Source organism: Pseudomonas sp. H1_D04 (genome assembly GCF_054683855.1).
Window position 1 is genome coordinate 4,025,138 of the sequence record NZ_CP162826.1, and the last position, 18,978, is coordinate 4,044,115.

Annotated in this window: 17 protein-coding genes and 1 pseudogene; 8 read left to right on the forward strand and 10 right to left on the reverse strand. The window is 61.0% G+C overall.

Features of this window, described 5'->3' with window-relative positions:
* The first annotated feature begins 39 nt into the window (after nt 1-39).
* A complete protein-coding gene (locus tag AB4N82_RS18630; RefSeq protein ID WP_122764596.1) occupies nt 40-1,356 on the forward strand; it encodes a hypothetical protein in 1,317 nt (438 codons plus the stop codon).
* A gap of 87 nt (nt 1,357-1,443) precedes the next feature.
* On the opposite strand, the gene dsbG is transcribed toward AB4N82_RS18630, so the two are convergent.
* The 3 genes from dsbG to dsbD are packed head-to-tail and all read right to left on the reverse strand — an operon-like array spanning nt 1,444 to nt 4,759.
* A complete protein-coding gene (gene dsbG / locus AB4N82_RS18635) occupies nt 1,444-2,205 on the reverse strand; it encodes a thiol:disulfide interchange protein DsbG (protein WP_122754413.1) in 762 nt (253 codons plus the stop codon).
* Nucleotides 2,181-3,032, reverse strand: a complete 852-nt coding sequence (locus tag AB4N82_RS18640) for a TlpA disulfide reductase family protein (protein ID WP_095185451.1) — start codon at nt 3,030-3,032, stop codon at nt 2,181-2,183. Before AB4N82_RS18640 ends, dsbG begins: the two co-directional genes overlap by 25 nt.
* The gene (dsbD, locus tag AB4N82_RS18645; RefSeq protein WP_122764597.1) at nt 3,032-4,759 is read right to left on the reverse strand and encodes a protein-disulfide reductase DsbD; all 1,728 of its coding nucleotides are present in this window, start codon (nt 4,757-4,759) and stop codon (nt 3,032-3,034) included. The genes AB4N82_RS18640 and dsbD overlap by 1 nt, the downstream gene beginning before the upstream one ends.
* Nucleotides 4,760-4,935: 176 nt before the next feature.
* Here dsbD and AB4N82_RS18650 point away from each other — a divergent pair, with 176 nt between their 5' ends.
* The 5 genes from AB4N82_RS18650 to AB4N82_RS18670 all read left to right on the forward strand — a co-directional run bounded on the left by AB4N82_RS18650 (nt 4,936) and on the right by AB4N82_RS18670 (nt 9,700).
* A complete protein-coding gene (locus AB4N82_RS18650; protein WP_032887975.1) occupies nt 4,936-5,616 on the forward strand; it encodes a response regulator in 681 nt (226 codons plus the stop codon).
* The gene (locus AB4N82_RS18655; protein ID WP_122764598.1) at nt 5,613-6,935 is read left to right on the forward strand and encodes an ATP-binding protein; all 1,323 of its coding nucleotides are present in this window, start codon (nt 5,613-5,615) and stop codon (nt 6,933-6,935) included. Before AB4N82_RS18650 ends, AB4N82_RS18655 begins: the two co-directional genes overlap by 4 nt.
* 120 nt (nt 6,936-7,055) lie before the next feature.
* Nucleotides 7,056-7,823: an N-acetylmuramoyl-L-alanine amidase gene (locus AB4N82_RS18660; RefSeq protein WP_122764599.1), complete on the forward strand. Its 768-nt coding sequence runs from the start codon at nt 7,056-7,058 to the stop codon at nt 7,821-7,823.
* A gap of 161 nt (nt 7,824-7,984) precedes the next feature.
* On the forward strand, nt 7,985-9,397 hold the full coding sequence (locus AB4N82_RS18665) for an aspartate aminotransferase family protein (RefSeq protein ID WP_122764600.1): 1,413 nt from the start codon (nt 7,985-7,987) through the stop codon (nt 9,395-9,397).
* A gap of 81 nt (nt 9,398-9,478) precedes the next feature.
* Nucleotides 9,479-9,700: an MbtH family protein gene (locus AB4N82_RS18670; RefSeq protein ID WP_032887983.1), complete on the forward strand. Its 222-nt coding sequence runs from the start codon at nt 9,479-9,481 to the stop codon at nt 9,698-9,700.
* 215 nt (nt 9,701-9,915) lie between these two features.
* Here AB4N82_RS18670 and AB4N82_RS18675 read toward each other — a convergent pair whose 3' ends face one another.
* The 7 genes and pseudogenes from AB4N82_RS18675 to minC form a co-directional block, all read right to left on the reverse strand.
* Nucleotides 9,916-12,084 carry a mechanosensitive ion channel family protein gene (locus AB4N82_RS18675; RefSeq protein ID WP_122764601.1) on the reverse strand — a complete coding sequence of 723 codons (2,169 nt, stop codon included), beginning with the start codon at nt 12,082-12,084 and terminating at the stop codon, nt 9,916-9,918.
* A gap of 52 nt (nt 12,085-12,136) precedes the next feature.
* The gene (locus AB4N82_RS18680) at nt 12,137-12,313 is read right to left on the reverse strand and encodes a hypothetical protein (protein ID WP_010208820.1); all 177 of its coding nucleotides are present in this window, start codon (nt 12,311-12,313) and stop codon (nt 12,137-12,139) included.
* Between the two features lie 207 nt (nt 12,314-12,520).
* Nucleotides 12,521-13,810, reverse strand: coding sequence for a M18 family aminopeptidase (locus AB4N82_RS18685; protein WP_032887987.1), 1,290 nt, complete (start codon nt 13,808-13,810; stop codon nt 12,521-12,523).
* A gap of 172 nt (nt 13,811-13,982) precedes the next feature.
* Entirely contained in the window at nt 13,983-14,618 is a 636-nt protein-coding gene (locus AB4N82_RS18690; protein WP_032887988.1) for an RluA family pseudouridine synthase, read from the reverse strand.
* A gap of 96 nt (nt 14,619-14,714) precedes the next feature.
* Nucleotides 14,715-14,969 carry a cell division topological specificity factor MinE gene (gene minE, locus AB4N82_RS18695; RefSeq protein WP_003175252.1) on the reverse strand — a complete coding sequence of 85 codons (255 nt, stop codon included), beginning with the start codon at nt 14,967-14,969 and terminating at the stop codon, nt 14,715-14,717.
* 3 nt (nt 14,970-14,972) lie between these two features.
* Entirely contained in the window at nt 14,973-15,785 is an 813-nt protein-coding gene (gene minD, locus AB4N82_RS18700; protein ID WP_017737535.1) for a septum site-determining protein MinD, read from the reverse strand.
* A gap of 200 nt (nt 15,786-15,985) precedes the next feature.
* Nucleotides 15,986-16,722: pseudogene (gene minC / locus AB4N82_RS18705) on the reverse strand (septum site-determining protein MinC).
* Between the two features lie 119 nt (nt 16,723-16,841).
* Between minC and AB4N82_RS18710 the strand changes: the two are divergent.
* Together AB4N82_RS18710 and AB4N82_RS18715 are read left to right on the forward strand one after the other, a co-directional pair.
* The gene (locus tag AB4N82_RS18710) at nt 16,842-17,777 is read left to right on the forward strand and encodes a lipid A biosynthesis lauroyl acyltransferase (RefSeq protein ID WP_032887990.1); all 936 of its coding nucleotides are present in this window, start codon (nt 16,842-16,844) and stop codon (nt 17,775-17,777) included.
* Between the two features lie 30 nt (nt 17,778-17,807).
* The gene (locus tag AB4N82_RS18715; protein WP_032887992.1) at nt 17,808-18,956 is read left to right on the forward strand and encodes a patatin-like phospholipase family protein; all 1,149 of its coding nucleotides are present in this window, start codon (nt 17,808-17,810) and stop codon (nt 18,954-18,956) included.
* The last annotated feature ends 22 nt before the right edge of the window (nt 18,957-18,978 follow it).

Below are 18,978 nucleotides of genomic sequence, written 5' to 3' on the forward strand. Positions count from 1 at the left end.
TCGGTAGTGATCACTGAAATCTCGGAAGGAGTTACAGCTATGGCTAATAGAACATCTGCTGAACCAACGCAGCCGATAGAGACGAAGGGCGAGCTACCCTATCTGATCATTCAGGAGGCAGATAGCAACAGCGTGTTGAATCCCATCAACGCGGCCGATGGAGCGACTGCAAAGATCGCTTTCGATGGGATGGAGCGCTCTCTATTAAAGGTGTATTGGGCCTTGAAGGGGCAGGAGGCGCCGACATTCGAGCCGCTTGAGTGGTTGGGCAGCGCCAGCGGCAGTGTTGTTGTGCCGCTGCCCTGGCATTGGGTTAGTACTTCGGCCGGGCATACCGTACAGATCTTTTACACGGCCGTTGTTGGGGGCCAACTCAAGTGCTCGCTGGTGCTTGAGTTGGAGGTACAACAGATCAGGGAAGAATATTTCGCAGAGTCCTTGCCAGTGTTTACCGATGCCACCGGCGACCCGAATGACAGGACGTTGGACATGTATTCGTTCTCCGGCGATGCGTGGATCGAAGTTAAAGCCTGGCCCTTGATTCAGGAGGGGCACCGGCTGTTCCTCAACGTTGCCGGGGATCAGCACAAACCCGAGTTTCAATACAGTTGGGTGGCTCAGGATTACATCGTCAGTGCTGAAGAAGCACATGCTGGGCATGTATTCAGATTCCGTCTTCCCCGCGGCTGGTTGGCGAGGCGAGAAGATTATTCTGCACTGACCGTGCATTTCGGGATCATTTTCGATGGCACCGACCCGCAGCCTCCAAAACCTGTGCCTGACCCTATATATGGGTCTCATCTTCCAGGAAATGCCCTGGAAGTTTCCCCGCGTACTACCGTAAGACTGAGGGTAGATCCGTCCATAGAGCCGATCATTGAGACTGATGATTTCAACAGCTACCTGACGCAGGAGTTCATGAAAACCGGGAGCAGTATCCACACCCGACTTTTAAGGCTTGAGTTGCCCCTAAACTCATACCACGGGATCGGTCTTCATGGGGTCAGAGGCGCTGGAGAGGTGGTTCCCGGCATGGTCGATGGACAATCGCTGGCGCTGCGTTGTGGTTACTCGGGCGACTCTCAACGCCAGCACGTGTTTATGCACCTTAAGTGGAAATGTAAACGTGTCCGCTTTGCGTACTCGTCAGTTAATAATAGTTCTCTGGTAGTGGATTTTTTCGATGAGAACGATAAGCGTCTGGGTGATGCGATTGTATTGCCACCAGGCTGGGTCGACTTCGAGGCGGAGGAAGGTGATTACATTACGAAAATCAGCCTCATCACCAGCTATCACGGAAGCGTTGACTCGTTAACGATCTGGCACGAAGAGGGTCGAACCCAAGAACCGCTCTAACAGCTATAAGGTTACCGCTGGCCAATGTCCATCTACATTGGCCAGCTGTTTAACCTTGTTCTCCAAAAAGTTGTTATCTAGCAGTGATCATTTAGGCCCCATGATCTTCACCAACTTATCCGGCGACGGCGCACCCTGCTGTTGCTGCAGCCCACCCTTGTCATCCAGGTAGAAAATCGCTGGGGTGGCAGACAGTTCCAGTTCATCCATCAACTTCATATTGGCATCGAGCTTGGCTTCGATATCGGCCGGGATTTTCGGCAGTGCCTGCAATTTGCTGCTCTTGCCGGCGGCTTCGTGTTCTTCCAGGGCTTTTTGCGGGTCTTTGGCGGCGAACAGGGCGGCCGATTTGGCGGCGCTGTCTTCGCGGATGATGCCGACCATGATGTGGCGCAACTGCACCTTGCCGGCTTTGACCCACGGCCGGGCCTGTTCCCAGAACATGTTGCAATACGGGCAGTTGGGGTCGCTGAAGAGGTAGACGATACGCGGTGCGTTTTTGTCGCCGTCCTGGATCCAGCTGCTTTTTTCCATCTTGGCCCAGACTTCCTTGGCCATCGGCGCGTACACCAGTTTTTCCAGCGGCGCGGTGCTCAGGTCATCGCCCTGGGCGTCGTACAGGTTGCCGGCGATCACGTGTTTGCCGTCGGCGGTCAGGTACAGCGCCATGCCGCGATTCTGGTATTGCGCGGCATAGCCGGTGAGGCCGCTGGGGGCGTCGAACTTGCCGATGATCTTGGCGCCCTTGGCTTCGATCTGTTTGATCGGTGCCGGCCAGTCATCGGCGTGGGCCAGGTTGGCTGCCAGCGTCAGTGGTAAGAGGCTCAACAGGTGGCGGAGGCTTCGCATGTGGGTTTCCTTGTGGCAGCAGGGGCGGTGTCGAAGGGTTCCATGGCACGGGCCAGGCTGGCCTGGGACAACTCGCCCAAGTGGCTGTTGATGAGGCGTCCATCAGCTTGGTAGAACAAGGTGGTCGGCAGGGCCATGGAGCCCACGGCCTGGCCGAGGCGACCACTGGCGTCAAACAGCACGTTGTCCAGGTTCAGGCCTTGAGTGGCCAGGTAGGTGCTGACGCTTTGCATGCTTTCGGCCTGGTTGACGAACAGGAAGGTCACGTCAGGGCGCATGCGCTGGGCGCTTTCCAGCACCGGCATTTCGCGGCGGCATGGCGGGCACCAGGTGGCCCACAGGTTGATGACCAGCGGTCCGCCCTGGTAGTCCGCCAGTTGCACCACTTCGCCATTGGCGTTGCGCAAGGTGATGTCTGGCAGGCGTGTGCCTTTTTCATACACGCTCAAGGACAGGCTGGTCATGCCCCAGAACAGCAGACCGGTGATGACCCCGGCGCTCAACGGCTTGCGCAGCGCCGGTCGCCGCCAGCCGTAGAGCACTGCGCCGATGAGCAGGGCGATGATGCCGGGCCAGGCGAGAAAGCCGCCGTCGCGCAGGTCGACCATCTGCAGCCAGTCGCTGCTGTAGTAACTCCAGTACATCAGCACAAAGCTGACGCGGGCCGCGAGCATGCCCAGCAGAAACAGGCTGAACAGCACTGACTCCGGGTTTTCACCACCACGCTTGGCCACGCGCCAGCCCACCAGGGTGGCGAGAATCAACGCGCTGATCAGCAGGATGTGATTCAGCGCGATGGCGAAGGTGCCGATGGTCAGGGTCAGCATCAGAGGGCGTCCCGGGTTTGCGTCCAGCGTTGCAGGAAGGCGTCGGCATTCACTTCGCCGGTGATGCGTTGTGCGCGGCGCTCTTCACCGTCGGGGCCGATCCAGACAAAGCTCGGTGGCCCCGGCACCTTGTAGCGGCCCAGCAGTTCGCGGCTGGCGGCATTGTCGGCGGTGACGTCCAGGCGCAGCAGGCGCACGTCTTTCAGGGCGTCGAGAACTGCGGGTTTGCCGAACACCTGTTTTTCCATGATCTTGCACGACACGCACCAGTCGGCGTAGTAATCCACCAGCACCCATTGGCCCTGGGCCTTGGCGCTGTCGAGTTGGTTTTGCAGCACGGCGGGGTCACTGATGGTCATGAAGGCGTCATGGGCGGAGGGCGCCCCGGCGACCTTCGCGCCGCTGTACACCTTCAGCGGTTGCCACAGGTCGTCGCTGCCACCGGCCGCACCCACCACCAGCACCGCGCCCCACAGGCCCAGCACCAGGGAGCCGGCGCCGAATACCTTGGCCGCCAGGCCGTACTCGCGGGCGAGGGTCCAACCGCAGTAGGCCATCACCAGGGCCAATGCACCCCACAGGCCGACCCACAGGCTTTCGCCAACTACCGGGCGAATCATTAGCACGGCGGTGCCCAGGAACAGGAAGCCGAAGATGCCCTTGAGCACGTTCATCCAAGTGCCCGGCTTGGGCAGGAAGCGGTTGCCGACGGTCACCAGCAGCAACAACGGAATGCCGATGCCGATGCCCATGGCGAACAGGATCAAGCCACCGTGCAGCGCGTTGCCGCTTTGGGCGATATACAGCAGGGCGCCAGCCAGGGGCGCGGTCATGCACGGGCCGACCAGCAGGCCGGACAGCGCGCCAAGCACACCGGCACCGATCAGGCTGCCACCGCTTTGCTGGCGGCTGACGTTGTCCAGTCGGTCGCGCAGGAAGGCGGGCAGTTGCAGTTCAAAGAAGCCGAACATCGGCAGGGCGAGCAGCACAAACAGAGCGGCGAAACTGCCCAATATCCACGGCGTTTGCAGCAGGGCGGCGAGGTTGGCGCCGAGCAACGCAGCCAGTACGCCCAGCGCGGCATACACCAGCGCCATGCACACTACGTAGCTGCTGGCCAAGGCAAAACCACGGCGAGGGCTGGCGTCGCTGCCCACCACCAGGCCGGCGAGGATCGGCAGCATCGGCAACGAACACGGTGCAAACGCCAACAACAGGCCCAGGCCGAAGAACACCAGCAGGCTCCAACCCAGGCTGCGCTGTTGCAGGCCGCTGGCCAGGCTCTGGTCCTGGGCTTGAGCGGTGGCCGCTACGGCAGGATTGCCACCCAGGTCCACGGTGATCGACTGCGGTGGGTAGCACAGGCCAGCATCGGCGCAGCCCTGCCAGCCCAGCTTGATCTGGCCGGTGGCGCCAGCAGGGAGCTTCACTTCCAGGCCCTGGCGGTACACTTCCTGCTCGCCGAAGAACTCATCGCTATGGGCTTCACCTTGCGGCAGTGCCGGCTGTGCGGTCAGGCCCTCGAACTTCATGCGCTGCTTGTACAGGTAATAACCGTCGGCAATCTGCCAATACAGCTGGGTCTCGCCACTTTCAAGACGTTCGGAGGTAAAGGTGAAAGCTTTGCCCACCGGGAGGAAATCGGGTTTGGTCTCAAACGGGTTGCCCGGCGCGGCTTGGGCCAACCCGGCGAACAACACCAGCAGAAAGGTAAAAAGATGCCGCATGGTCAAGCCTTAGTCCGATACAAGTGAGGCACACAATGTGTGGCGTTGATTAACCGATGATTAACCGGCGCTATTCTAAAGTGTAGGGATTATCTGAGCTTGCCTCTTTTCACGGCATAATCTGCGCTTAATCCGCTGCACCTTTAATCTCCCCCATCTTTTATGAAGGGTTCACCATGCACGTACTGGTCTGTGAAGACGACGAACTGATCGCCAGCGGCATCGTGGCCGGCCTCACCGCCCAGGGTTTTACCGTCGAGCGCGTGGCTACGGCTGCGGCTGCTCGGGCGATGCTCAAAGCGGCGACTTTCGACATCATGGTGCTCGACCTCGGCCTGCCCGACGAAGACGGCCTCAAGCTGTTGCAGCAACTGCGTAGCCAGGGCCTGGAGATTCCGGTGCTGATCCTCACCGCGCGGGACTCGGTGACCAACCGCGTCGACGGCCTGCAAGCCGGCGCCGATGACTACCTGCTCAAACCCTTCGACTTGCGCGAATTAGCTGCCCGCCTGCAAACCCTGCTGCGCCGGATGGCAGGGCGCAGCGTCAACTTGATCGAACACGGCCGGTTGACCTATGACCCCAGCAGCCGTGAAACCCTGTTGGGTGGCCAGCCGGTGGATTTGTCCCGGCGTGAACAGGCGCTGTTGCAGGCCCTGCTGCACAACAAGGGCCGTGTGCTGTCCAGCGAGCAGCTCAAGGACAGCGTCTACGGCTTTAACGATGAGCTGGAAAGCAACGCACTCAACGTGCATATCCACCACCTGCGGCGCAAATTGGGCAACGGCATTGTCGAGACCGTGCGTGGTCTGGGCTATCGCCTGGGCCCGGCGGATGATGGAGAGAACGTTTCGTGAAGAGCCTGCGCCTGCGCCTGACGTTCAAGCTCGGCGCCGCATTCGTGTTGATCTGGGCCCTGGCAGCGGCCTGGATGCTCAACGACCTGCGCAACCAGATGATGTTCTCTCTCGACCAGCGCCTGGTAGCGTCGGCGCGCATGGTGGCGGGGCTGACCGAGCAGATGCCGGGCCTGGCCAGTGTCAGCGGCGGCGCGCATTTCAGTGCCGAGCAACTGCATGTGCCGGGCGGCATGGCCTGCCAGGTCAGCTCCTTGCGCGGGGAAATCCTCGCGCGCAGCCACACCACGCCGGATCAGGGCCTGGAGTCCCAACGCAGCGGTTTTCGCGACCAAGAGATCGACGGCGTGGGATGGCGCAGCTTTACCCTGTCCCGTGGCGATCTGCTGATCACCACCGCCGACCGCCAGGTGGAGCGCGAGGCGTTGAATATGTCGATCCTGCTGGCGGCATCGGTGCCGGTGGGCGTGGCCATGCTCGGTTGCCTGTGCCTGCTGTGGTTGGGCATTGGCCAGAGCCTGCTGCCGCTCAACCGTATGCGCGATGCGCTGATGCGGCGCAGTGCGGACTCTCTCGAACCCCTTCAGATCCACCCGCTGCCCAGCGAACTCAAACCGCTGCTCGACACCCAGAACCAACTGTTGCAGCGTATCGCCAAGACCATTGAGCGCGAACGTCGCCTCACTGGCGACGCGGCCCACGAACTGCGCAGCCCGCTGACGGCGATCAAGACCCACCTGCAAGTGGCGCGCATGACCGAAGGCGCGGCCCGCGACCAGTCCCTGGCCCACGCTGAGGAGGGCGCCGACCGCCTGCATCGCACCCTGGAACAATTGCTGTTGCTGGCGCGAGTGGAAGGCAGCCTGTCGTTTGACGATGGCGTGCAGTCCAGCGCCGAAGACGTCGCACGGCTGGCGATCCAGGATGCCAATGCTGGCGATAACTCACGCATCGACCTGATCCTGCCGGACAACCTTTCCAGCGCTCCGGTGGAAATGCCCGTTGGCCTGGCGGTTGCCGCCCTGCGCAACCTGCTGGACAACGCCTTGCGCCACACCCCGGCGGACACTCGCGTGGAACTCAGTCTGTTCACCCAGGCAGGCAACGTGGTGTTTCGCGTGCGTGACCACGGCAAGCAGATTTCCAGCGAAGACCTGCAGTACTTGACCCAACGCTTCTGGCGTAATGGCAACAGCGAAGGCTGCGGCCTGGGCTTGGCAATCGTGCAAGCGATTGTGCAGCGCTGTTCCTGCTCGTTGACGTTCGACAGCCAGGCGGATGGCCTGCGCGTCGAGCTGGGTATGCCGTTGCGGCGCTGATCTTTTTTCATCTGCCAAATAGTTACCGCCCTCTTGAAGTTCAGCGCTTCAGGATGGCGGTAATTTTTTTGCACTTGAACGGGCCGAAGGACTCGGCCTGTACTGAAAAGGACAGTTCTTATGTTAGTCATCGATACCACTTTTCCTGCCAAAGGCTTCAATGAACGCAACGGTGAAACCGTGCGGCAGTTGATCCTGCATTACACCGCAGCTCCCTTCACATCCTCCTTGCAGACGCTGACGCAGGAGGGGGTCAGCGCTCACTATCTTTTGCCCGACCCGGATGAGCCTGGTTACCGCGCTGCCGGGTATGACGAACTGCGCGCGTTTCGCCTGGTGGATGAAACCAAGTCTGCGTGGCATGCAGGTGCGAGCCAATGGGCAGGGTGGGACAACCTCAATAGCCGCTCCATTGGCATCGAGATCGTCAACCTGGCACGGGACGATGCGGGTGTCTTTACCTTTCCTGAGTACTCGCACGAACAGATTGAAGTGTTGAGTGCATTGGTGCGCGACATCCTCGGACGCTACCCGCAGATCGGCCCGACCGACATTCTCGGGCATTCGGACGTGGCCTATTGGCGCAAGAGTGATCCAGGGCCTCGACTGCCTTGGCGGTGCTTGTACGACGCCGGTGTAGGTGCCTGGTTCGATGAGGCGGCGCGGGCGATGTATCAACGCCGATTTTGTGTAGGGCTGCCGCCGGAAGTGGAAGTGGAGCGTGCGTTTCAGCGATATGGGTATAGACCGGCGCAGAATCGACAGGCGTTTGAGCTGCGCACGCGGGCGTTTCAGATGCACTTTCGGCCGGGGGATTATCGTGGCGTATTGGATGCCGAGACGTGCGCGATCCTGTATGCCTTGAATGAGAAATACCGAGGACTTTGACGCAAAGCACCGTTCAACGGCATCAGTTAACGATCACCAGCCCTAAATCCCTCAGCCGCTGATGCGTTTCCAGAACAGGAAATCCGTGCGCATGCCCTTGGGCCAGACGCCAACGGATTGGCAGTTTGGTCACCATCATCAGCGTATTGAGGGATAGAGAGATGTCTGTCGCTACCAGCCGTATCGAAAGCGCCCCAGTGCATGTCAGCCCGGCGCCTGTGGAAACGCTCTACCAGTTCGACGAAACACCGCTGCTGGCCCGTCAGCGCCAGCAGGAATCCAATGCGCGCAGTTATCCGCGGCGTATCCCTTTGGCGCTCAAACGCGCCAAGGGCATCTACGTGGAAGACGTGGAAGGCCGCCAGTTCATCGACTGCCTGGCCGGGGCCGGCACCCTGGCGCTGGGGCATAACCACCCGGTGGTGATCGACGCTATCCAGCAAGTGCTGAGTGATGAGCTGCCGTTGCACACCCTCGACCTGACTACGCCGGTCAAGGATCAATTCGTGCAGGACTTGTTCGGCCTGTTGCCGGCCGAGTTGGCGCGGGAAGCCAAGATCCAGTTTTGCGGGCCCACTGGCACCGATGCGGTGGAAGCCGCGCTGAAACTGGTCCGTACTGCCACAGGGCGCAGCACCGTGCTGTCGTTCCAGGGCGGTTATCACGGCATGAGCCAAGGCGCTTTGAGCCTGATGGGCAGCCTGGGGCCGAAGAAGCCCTTGGGGGCGTTGCTTGGCAATGGCGTGCAGTTCCTGCCGTATCCCTACGATTACCGCTGCCCGTTTGGTCTGGGCGGTGCGGAAGGTGTGCGGGTCAACCTGCACTACCTGGAAAACCTGCTTAACGACCCGGAAGCTGGCGTGTTGCTGCCGGCAGCGGTGATTGTTGAAGTGGTGCAGGGTGAAGGCGGCGTAATCCCGGCCGACCTCGACTGGCTGCGCGGCCTGCGACGCATCACCGAACAGGCGGGTGTGGCGTTGATTGTCGACGAAATCCAGAGCGGTTTTGGCCGCACCGGCAAGATGTTCGCCTTCGAACACGCGGGCATCATTCCGGATGTGGTGGTGATGTCCAAGGCCATCGGCGGTAGCTTGCCGTTGGCGGTGGTGGTGTACCGCGACTGGCTCGACACCTGGCTGCCGGGCGCCCATGCCGGCACGTTCCGTGGCAATCAAATGGCTATGGCGGCGGGTTCGGCGGTGATGCGCTACCTCAAGGAACACGACCTGCCCGGCCACGCGACAGTTATGGGCGAGCGCCTCGGCGAACACCTGCGCATCCTGCAACGCGACTTCCCGCAGTTGGGGGATATTCGCGGTCGCGGGCTGATGCTCGGTGTGGAACTGGTCGACCCGGACGGCACCCTCGATACCCAGGGCCACCCTCCGGTGCACCGCCAATTGGCGCCGCTGGTACAGCGCGAGTGCCTCAAGCGCGGGCTGATCCTGGAACTGGGTGGTCGCCATGGCGGCGTGGTGCGCTTCCTGCCGCCGCTGGTGATCACCGCCGCTGAAGTCGACCGTGTGGCCGAGATCTTCGGGCGTGCCCTGGCAGCCGCCGTGGACAGCCTCTAATTTTTCGACGGCTTGGTACGTTTCTACAGATATCAGTGCTGCGCGTGGTGCGCAGCCAGCTTTTTGCGATGGAGAACAGCAATGACCTCAGTATTTGACCGCGACGACATCCTGTTTCAGGTAGTGGTCAACCATGAAGAACAGTATTCCATCTGGCCAGACTACAAGGTCGTGCCGGAAGGCTGGCGCACCGTGGGCAAGAGCGGCATGAAGAAAGAGTGCCTGGCCTACATCGAAGAAACCTGGACTGATATGCGCCCGTTGAGCTTGCGCCAGAAGATGGATGGAGCAGCGCTCGTTTAAACATGGCGGTTTGTGTCTGGTAATCAGGCTCTATGGGGTGAGCGCGCTTATTGTGGCAAGCGGGCCTGGTGCGGTGAGCGGGCTTGCCCCGCGCTGGGCTGCAAAGCAGCCCCACTCCAGCCACTGAGTTGTATCAGATACACCGCATTCCACCCGTTCAGGACCGCTTCGCGCTCCCCATAACAAGCCGCTCGGCAAAGGTGTGTGCGACGACTTCAAGCGTCCTTCTCTTTCTCCAACCCACCCGAAGCTCCCGTCACCACCTGCACACTCAATCGAGGTGTGGCCAGATCCAACCCGGCCTCGTCCAGATGCCGTTTCAGCGACAGGTTGAACGCCCGTGACACTTCCCATTGCTTGATCGGCGCCGTCTTGAACCGGGCGCGCAGGATCGCGCTGCCTGACTCAAAGCTTTCCACCCCCTGGATCTCCAGCGGGGACCAGATATTGCGGCGCTGCAGCGGGTCATTGCGCATTTTCTGGCCGACATCACGGATCAGCTTGATCGCGTTATCAATGTCCATGTTGTACGGAATTGCCACCCGGAAGATCGCGTAGCCGAACTCTCGCGAGTAGTTCTTGATGCTCTTGATCTCGCTGAACGGAATGGTGTGCACAATCCCGTCGATGTCGCGCAGGCGCACGGTGCGGATGGTCAGGCCCTCGACGGTGCCGAGGTGGCCGCCTACATCCACGTAGTCATCAATCGCCAGGGAATCTTCGATGATGATGAACAGGCCGGTGATCAAGTCCGCCACCAGCGACTGCGCACCAAAACCGATGGCCAGGCCGATCACACCGGCACCCGCCAGCAGCGGTGTGACGTTCATGCCCATATTCGCCAGGGCGACGATGGCGGCAATGATGAAGATCGTCACGAACAGCACGTTGCGGATCAACGGCATCATGGTCTGCGCCCGCGCATTGGCCAGGCCTTTGCGCGAGCGGGTGAGGGCGTGGTGGATCGCCGTGTCGCTGAGGATCCAGATCAGCCAGGCGAACAGCAGCGTACCGGCCAGGCCGAACAGTTTGACCGCGATTTCATGCCCCTCGCCTTCGGCAAAGCCAATCAGCGACAGGCCCCAGACCCGCAGGCCCAGCTCGATAAACACCAGCCATACCGCCAGGTGGGCCAGGGTGTAGATGAAGCTTTTCAGGCGCTCGGAGTACAGCGCATGGCGCTTGTGCCCGCGTTGCGGCTTGAGAGCATGGCGGCGTACCAGACCGTTGATGACCATGCACAACACCAGCAACACCGTGCACAGCAGCGATTGGCGCAGGGCGGTGCTGGTGTCGCCGGCAGAGACGAACGTGGCAAACAGCGAAATGCCCACCAACAGCAAGGCCGGGACGTACCAGAACGAACCGATGATCGAGAGGGTGTCGCTGAGGGCGCGACGGGTGAGGCGGCGCGACAGTGGTTGGTTGCGTATCAGGTGGGCGATCGGGCGGCGAAACCGCAGGATAAACACGCCGGTGGACAACGCCGCCATCACATTGGCGACGGTTGCGGCGGTGTGAGACAGGTGTTGGCCGAGCGCAGTTACCAGTCTTGGGTCGCTCAGGGCTTCACCAAAAGCGGCAAAGCTGCCGATCCACCACAGCGGACGAAAGGCCTGGTGCCGCAGGATATACAGCGCACGATGGCGGTGCGGGCCGTCGAGCAAAGAGAACGCGATCACGCAGATGGCTGAGAAACAGGTACCGACCACCAGCGCGTAAGCCAACACCATCGCCAGGGATTTACCCAGGGAAGAGGGCAGTGCGTAGCTCATGTACACGGTGATCACCAGCGCGATCAGCCACGGCCCCAGTTTGCGCAGGGCAAAGCGCACCATGTCCCAGGTGCGCGGGTGTTGCGGCAGTTCTTCAGGCAGGCCGAACCGTTCGCGGACGCGGTGGCTGAGCCATATCAGCACGTAGGCCAGCAGGCTCCACACCGCGAGAATAAGCGCAAAGCCAAAAATGATTGGCAGCCATTCGTTGGCCGGCAGCATCAAGGCGTCGAGTTCGTCCTTGGCCTGGTCGATCTCATCGGACCAACGCCCCAGCGGGCTGTCGTTGCCGGAGAACTGTTGCTCCAGGGTCGACAGCGTGCTGCCGATCAGCCCAAGCACGCCCTGTTCGGCGGCCGGCTGGGCTTTTTGTGTGGCGGCGCGGAGTTTTTTCAGATCGCTCAGCAGTTGGGTGCGCTGCTGGTCGTTTTCCAGGGTCTTGATCACCTCGTCCAGCGATTGGCCGAGGGGCACTTCTGCCTGGGGCTGGGACTTGTTAGTGCTGCCGAGCAGGCCGGGCAAACCGACTGCTTGGGCAGAAGTCAGCGGCAGCAGGGTGAACAGGGCGATCAGCAGGTAGCAGGGCAGGGCAAACAGACGGGAAAGCACGAGGCGGTCAACCTTGGAAACGACGGGTTGAGCGAGTGTACGAGTGCACGCGTCATTCGGCCAGTTTGGCGAGGATCTTGTACACCACGGTGCCCAGGATCAGCAGCATACCGATCCACATGCCGAACACGCCGAGGGGCTTGTCGCGAAAGTTGAAGCCGACCGCGAGCATGATCATGCCGATCAGAATAGGGATAAGCATGGCGTGGAAGGAGGACATGGAGATCATGGTGCGACGGCCTTGTCGGAGTGGGAATACTGACAAGTCTAGGTCGGATTGCGGGAAGTGCAGATGATGCAGATCAGGTGTACGCAAAACCAAATGCGGGAGGGGGCTTGCCCTCGATAGCGGTCTGTCAGTCAGCTTGTTTTTAGCTGACCCACCGCATCGGGGGCAAGCCCCCTCCCACATTTCTGGCTGTATTCAGCCTTTGGATCAAGGCAGGTCGCGACTGGCGTAGAACGCACCCAGTACCTTCACCAGATGCGCCAGGTCATGGCTGCCGCACAGTTCACGAATGGAGTGCATGGCAAACGTCGGCAGGCCGATGTCCACTGTACGCACGCCCAGGTGGCTGGCGGTGATCGGGCCGATGGTCGAGCCGCAGCCCATGTCGCTGCGCACCACAAAGCTCTGTACCGGCACTTCTTCGGCCATGCACAGGTGGCGGAAGAACCCGGCGGTTTCGCTGTTGGTCGCGTAGCGCTGGTTGCTGTTGACCTTGATTACCGGGCCGGCATTGAGCTTGGGGCCGTGGTTGGCGTCGTGCTTGTCGGCGTAGTTCGGGTGCACACCGTGGGCATTGTCCGCCGATACCAACAGGGATTTCTGAATGGTACGTACGAATTCATCACCCTCCGGCAACAGGCGTCGCAGGGTCTGTTCCAGCATCGGGCCATCGGCACCGCAGGCCGAGCAGGAACCGACTTCTTCGTGGTCGTTGCACACCAGTACGCAGGTTTCGTCGGTCTCGCTGGTGAGCAGGGCTTGCAGGCCGGCGTAGCACGACAATAGGTTGTCGAGGCGCGCGCCGGCGATGAAGTCGCCATTGAGGCCAATTACAGCTGCACTCTGGGTGTCGTAGAAGCTCAGCTCGTAATCGAGCACCACATCAGCGTTCAACCCGTGCTCGCGCGCCAGTTGCTCGGTGAGCACGGCTCGGAAGTCCACGCGCTCGTCACCGGCAAACTGCGCGAGGATCGGCGGCAGTTCGGTCTGGGCGTTGATTGCCCAGCCCTGATTGGCTTCGCGGTTCAGGTGAATGGCCAGGTTCGGGATGATGGCGATGGGCAGCTTGAAGTCGATCAGTTGGCTTTCGACTTTGCCGTCGCGGCGGAACGTCACGCGGCCTGCCAGGGACAAGTCGCGGTCAAACCACGGCGCCAGCAAGGCGCCGCCGTAGACTTCCACGCCCAACTGCCAGAAGCCCTGGCGTTGCAGCTCGGGCTGGGGCTTGACCCGCAGGCACGGGCTGTCGGTATGGGCGCCCACCAGGCGAATCCCGCCCTGCAGCGGCGAGTGACGGCCGAGCTTGAAGGCGATGATCGAGGAGTCGTTGCGGGTCACGTAGTAGCGACCGTTGGCTTCGGTGGCCCAGGTTTCGCGCTCGTCGAGACGCTGGTAACCGGCCGCTTCCAGGCGCTGGGCCAGGGCGGCAGTGGCATGAAAAGGAGTAGGGGAGGCCTTGAGGAAGTCGATCAGGCCTTGATTCAACGCTTCGCGCATAAATAGCTCCAGACAGCAATGCGCGGAGTTTACCGTTCGGTGACGGGAAGTGCACAGTACAAATGTGGGAGGGGGCTTGCCCCCGATTGCAGTGGGTCAGTCAACAATACAGTGACTGATTCTCCGCCATCGGGGGCAAGCCCCCTCCCACATTTGTTCTGTGTTCACAGCTTTAGAAGGGCGCTGGGCACTCGAAGCGCAAACGCTCGCCACTCTGCGGATGAGTAAAGCTCAGCATGCTTGCGTGCAAGCACAGGCGCGGCCATGCAGCCAGGGCTTGCTCATGGGCATACAGGCCGTCGCCGAGCAACGGATGACCGATCGACAGCATGTGCACGCGCAACTGGTGCGAGCGCCCGGTGATGGGCGTCAGCTCCACACGGCACCAGTCGCCGCAACGTTCCAGCACCTTCCAGAAGGTCATCGCGTGTTTGCCGAACTCGTGATCCACCACATGCCGTGGTTTGGTCGGCGGGTCGTAGCGCAAGGGCAGATCAATGCTGCCGCTGTCGAGTTCCGGCTGGCCCCAGGCCAATGCGGTGTAGGCCTTCTCTGTTTCACGGTCGTGAAACTGGCGGGACAGTTCGCGATGGGTATCGGCATCCCGGGCGAGCAGGATGATCCCCGAGGTTTCCCAGTCCAGGCGATGGACGATGCGGGCTTCGGGGTAGCCGTTTTCCTGCAGGCGGGTGATCAGGCAGTCCTTGTTGTCGTCGGCGCGGCCAGGCACCGAGAGCAGCAGGGTCGGCTTGTTCACCACCAGGACAGCGTCGTCCTGATGCAGGATATGGATATTGGACAGCGGCATTAAACAGCCTCGTAACAAACGCCAACGGCGGCTCGCCCACCCGGTTCCCACTATGGGATCAAGGTGTGCGAGCCGCCGTGGCGGCCGCCTGTTCGATCAACGATCAGGCAGGGTGATATTGAGTTCCAGAATCGAGCAGCTGCCGTCATTTTCCAGAGCGACATGCACGTCATCGTTGCCGATGTTGACGTACTTGCGGATCACCTCGACCAGTTCCTTCTGCAAGGCTGGCAGGTAGTCCGGGGTGCTGCGTTGGCCGCGTTCGTGCGCCACGATGATCTGTAGACGCTCTTTCGCGACCGACGCGGTGCTTGGCTTTTTGTTGGCGCGAAAGAAGTCGAGAAATTTCATTGTTTAGTTGCCTCCAAAGATACGCTCGAAGAATCCCTTCTTCTTAACATCGAGGAAGCGATGTTCCACGGTCTTGCCCAGCAAGCGATCAACCGCATCGCTGTACGCCTGGCCGGCGTCGCTCTGGTCGTCAAGAATAACCGGGACACCCTGGTTGGAAGCCTTCAGGACGGCCTGGGATTCCGGGATCACGCCCAGCAGGGTCACCGCGAGGATGTCCTTGACGTCCTCAACACCGAGCATTTCGCCGTTGCTGACGCGCTCAGGGTTGTAGCGGGTGAGCAGCAGGTGCTCCTTGATCGGGTCTTCACCTTTCTCTGCGCGCTGGGACTTGCTGGCCAGCAGGCCGAGCATGCGGTCCGAGTCACGTACGGAGGACACTTCCGGGTTGGTTACCACGATGGCTTCATCGGCGAAGTACATCGCCAAATGAGCACCGGTTTCGATGCCGGCCGGGGAGTCGCAGACGACGTATTCGAAGGTTTCCTTCAGTTCAGCGAGGACTTTGCCTACGCCTTCTTTGGTCAACGCATCTTTGTCACGGGTCTGGCTGGCGGCCAGTACGTACAGGTTCTCAAGGCGCTTGTCCTTGATCAGGGCCTGTTGCAGGTTGGCTTCGCCGTTCACCACGTTGACGAAGTCGTACACCACACGGCGTTCGCAGCCCATGATCAGGTCGAGGTTACGCAAACCGACGTCGAAGTCGACGATGACTGTCTTGTGGCCGCGCAGAGCGAGGCCGGTACCGATAGCGGCGCTGGTGGTGGTCTTACCCACACCACCCTTGCCGGATGTAACCACGAGAATCTTGGCCAAGGTGTTTCACCCCTAAGGAAAAAGGACTTTTCAGTCCCTGAAAAACATCTCTTGGAACTCGCTGCAGGCGGACGGTCTTTGTAGGAAAAAGACGGGTTAGCGTAGGAAAAACGCCAACCTTCAGATGTTCCTACACAAGTATTGCCGGTTTCGCTGTGCTATCAGAGTCTAGAGATGCTTGGAAAATGCGGCAGTATCCGTTAAAGACGGATGATGTTCAACACATCGCCCGACAGGCTGACCTGCACCCCGGCCCCCCACAGCGGATCACGGCGCAAATCTTCGGAAACCTTGTACTGGCCTGCGATGGACACTAGCTCAGCGGTCAACTGCTGGCAAAAAATACGGGCCTTGGTATCACCCTTGATGCCGGCGAGGGCACGTCCGCGCATCGGGCCGTATACATGGATGTTGCCATCGGCGAGAAGTTCCGCGCCGGGACTGACCGAGGAGATGACAACCAAGTCGCCGCCCTGGGCGTAAATTTGCTGCCCACCGCGTACGGGAGAGGTGATGATCTTTGTAGGCTTTATCGTCGGCTCTGGTGGTTTTTCCGGTTTTTCTTCTCTTCACCGACCAATGGTTCGAGCGGACGCTCGCGTGCGCCGGACGGTGGCAATACTGGCAGTTCAATGGCGATGGCCGCGGCAATGTCTTCGATACGGCTGGCACGAATGGCGAGAGTGCGCAGGCCATGGGAGCGGCACACGCGCATCAGGCCGGGCAGATCAACAGCGCCCTGGCCGGCAGGCAGTTTGTCCAGGGCCAGCACCAGCGGGGCGTTGTTAAAGAAGTTTGGCGCCAGGGCGACCTTGGCGGCGAGCTGGCGGTCCAGGGCGTCGAGGTCGTTACGGGCGAGTTCCAGCACGGTGATGGCGAGCATGCTGCCTTTCAGCTGGAACACGGGATCTTGGTCTAGCGGTTCGGTTTGGCTCATGGTCGGCATAAAGCGGCTTGTCACGAAAAGTGTCGAGACTTATAACGAGAACATCCACTGGCCGCAAGCCGGGTCGAACCGTTGTAGAATGCGCGGCCCTGTCTTTACCGGAATCTGTAATGGATCGCCCGCGTTTTCGAGCTGCATTTTTTCACCCGCGTTTCTGGCTGCTATGGCTTGGGCTCGGCCTGCTGTGGCTGGTCACCCAATTGCCATACCGCGCGCTGCTGGCCATTGGTCGGTTACTGGGCGCGGGTATGTACCGTGTGGCCAGCGAGCGTCGCCGCATCGCCGCGCGTAACCTGGAACTGTGCTTCCCGGAAAAAACCGCTAAAGAGCGTAAGCAGTTGCTCAAGGAAAACTTTGCCTCCACGGGCATCGCCTTCTTTGAAATGGCCATGAGTTGGTGGTGGTCGCGCCAGCGCCTGTCGCGTCTGGCCCATGTCGAAGGCCTGGAGCATCTCAAGCAGGCCCAACTCGATGGCAAGGGCGTGATCCTCATGGCCCTGCATTTCACCACCCTGGAAATCGGCGCGGCGCTGTTGGGCCAAAAGCACACCATTGATGGGATGTACCGCGAGCACGGCAATCCGTTGTTCGACTTTATCCAGCGCCGTGGCCGCGAGCGCCACAACCTTGATTCCCTGGCCATCGAGCGCGAAGACGTACGCGGCATGCTTAAGCTGCTGCGCGCTGGCCGCGCCATCTGGTACGCACCGGACCAGGACTATGGCGCCAAGCAAAGTATTTTCGTACCGCTGTTCGGCATCCAGGCCGCCACCGTCACCGCCACCAGCAAGTTTGCCCGCCTGGGCAAGGCGCTGGTGGTGCCGTTCACCCAGGAGCGCCTGGCCGACGGCAGTGGTTACCGCCTGGTGATCCATCCGCCGTTGACCGACTTTCCCGGCGAAAGCGATGAGGTGGACTGCCTGCGCATCAACCAGTGGGTCGAAACCTCTGTACGCGAATGCCCCGAGCAATACCTGTGGACCCACCGCCGCTTCAAGAGCCGGCCACCGGGCGAACCCAAGTTGTACGAAAAAAGCCGCCGATAAGGCGAGATTTTCCCCACACGGAGTGATGCGATGCGCCCAGCTGAACCGGTAACAGGCTTGATTCTTTCCGGCGGCGGGGCGCGAGCGGCGTATCAGGTGGGTGTTTTGGCGGCGATTGCCGAGCTGTTGCCACCAGGGGCGCCCAACCCGTTTCCGGTGATCGTCGGCACCTCGGCCGGGGCGATCAATGCGGTGACACTGGCCAGTGGCGCGATGGATTTCACGGCGGCGATCCAGCGTCTTACTGCCTTTTGGCAGGGCTTTCGCAGCCATCTGGTGTTGCGCAGTGATTGGCCGGGGGTTATTCGCCAGGCGAGTCGTTTCCTCATCCACAGCCTGTTGGGCCTGGGCGCGCAAGTGCCGGTAGCGTTGCTTAATAGCTCTCCGCTGCGGGACTTGTTGCAAGAGCGCCTGAACCTGGGCGGCATCGACGAAGCCATCCGAAACAAGCATTTGCACGCGGTGGCGGTCACCGCGTTCGGCTATGAATCCGGGCAGGCGGTGACCTTCTATCAAGGTGGCGGCACCATTGATGCGTGGTTGCGCCATCGGCGTATCGGCGTCCCGACGCAACTGACGGTTGAGCACCTGCTGGCCAGTTCAGCGATCCCTTTGCTGTTTGCCCCGGTGAAACTCGACCAGGAATATTTCGGTGACGGTGCGGTGCGCCAATCAGCCCCGATCAGCCCGGCGCTGCACCTGGGGGCGACCCGCGTGCTGGTGGTGGGCGTCAGCGGCAACCCGCGGGGCAATGAGCCGTCGGTGCAGCGCACCTACACCGGTCAGGAACCGACCCTGGCCCAGATCGGTGGGCACATGCTCAACAGCACGTTCATCGACAGCCTGGAAAGTGATATCGAATTGCTGGAGCGTCTGAACCAGTTCAGCCATCACCAGCCAGCCGACAGCGCGGCCCGAGGCCTGGCACCGGTGGAAGTGCTGGTGATTGCGCCAAGCCAGCCGATCGATGAAATCGCGGCAAGGCATCGGCAGGAATTGCCGGCGGCGTTGCGGTTGTTCTTGCGTGGGCCGGGGGCGACCAAGACGAGCGGGGCGGGGGTGCTGAGTTACTTGCTGTTCGAGGCGGGGTATTGCAGCGAGTTGATTGAGTTGGGCAGAAAAGATGCGCTGGCCAAGCGTGAGGAGATCATGCGGTTCCTGGGCCTGCCGCCTATCTGAATGTGGGAGGGGGCTTGCTCCC

Coding starts and splice junctions, on each gene's coding strand:
- AB4N82_RS18665 (WP_122764600.1), top strand. CDS start 7,985: ATGTCTGTCGCTACCAGCCGTATCGAAAGCGCCCCAGTGCATGTCAGC.
- AB4N82_RS18670 (WP_032887983.1), top strand. CDS start 9,479: ATGACCTCAGTATTTGACCGCGACGACATCCTGTTTCAGGTAGTGGTC.
- AB4N82_RS18715 (WP_032887992.1), top strand. CDS start 17,808: ATGCGCCCAGCTGAACCGGTAACAGGCTTGATTCTTTCCGGCGGCGGG.
- minE (WP_003175252.1), bottom strand. CDS start 14,969: ATGAAATTTCTCGACTTCTTTCGCGCCAACAAAAAGCCAAGCACCGCG.
- AB4N82_RS18640 (WP_095185451.1), bottom strand. CDS start 3,032: ATGCTGACCCTGACCATCGGCACCTTCGCCATCGCGCTGAATCACATC.
- AB4N82_RS18685 (WP_032887987.1), bottom strand. CDS start 13,810: ATGCGCGAAGCGTTGAATCAAGGCCTGATCGACTTCCTCAAGGCCTCC.
- dsbD (WP_122764597.1), bottom strand. CDS start 4,759: ATGCGGCATCTTTTTACCTTTCTGCTGGTGTTGTTCGCCGGGTTGGCC.
- AB4N82_RS18660 (WP_122764599.1), top strand. CDS start 7,056: ATGTTAGTCATCGATACCACTTTTCCTGCCAAAGGCTTCAATGAACGC.
- AB4N82_RS18710 (WP_032887990.1), top strand. CDS start 16,842: ATGGATCGCCCGCGTTTTCGAGCTGCATTTTTTCACCCGCGTTTCTGG.
- dsbG (WP_122754413.1), bottom strand. CDS start 2,205: ATGCGAAGCCTCCGCCACCTGTTGAGCCTCTTACCACTGACGCTGGCA.
- AB4N82_RS18690 (WP_032887988.1), bottom strand. CDS start 14,618: ATGCCGCTGTCCAATATCCATATCCTGCATCAGGACGACGCTGTCCTG.
- AB4N82_RS18680 (WP_010208820.1), bottom strand. CDS start 12,313: ATGATCTCCATGTCCTCCTTCCACGCCATGCTTATCCCTATTCTGATC.
- AB4N82_RS18630 (WP_122764596.1), top strand. CDS start 40: ATGGCTAATAGAACATCTGCTGAACCAACGCAGCCGATAGAGACGAAG.
- AB4N82_RS18650 (WP_032887975.1), top strand. CDS start 4,936: ATGCACGTACTGGTCTGTGAAGACGACGAACTGATCGCCAGCGGCATC.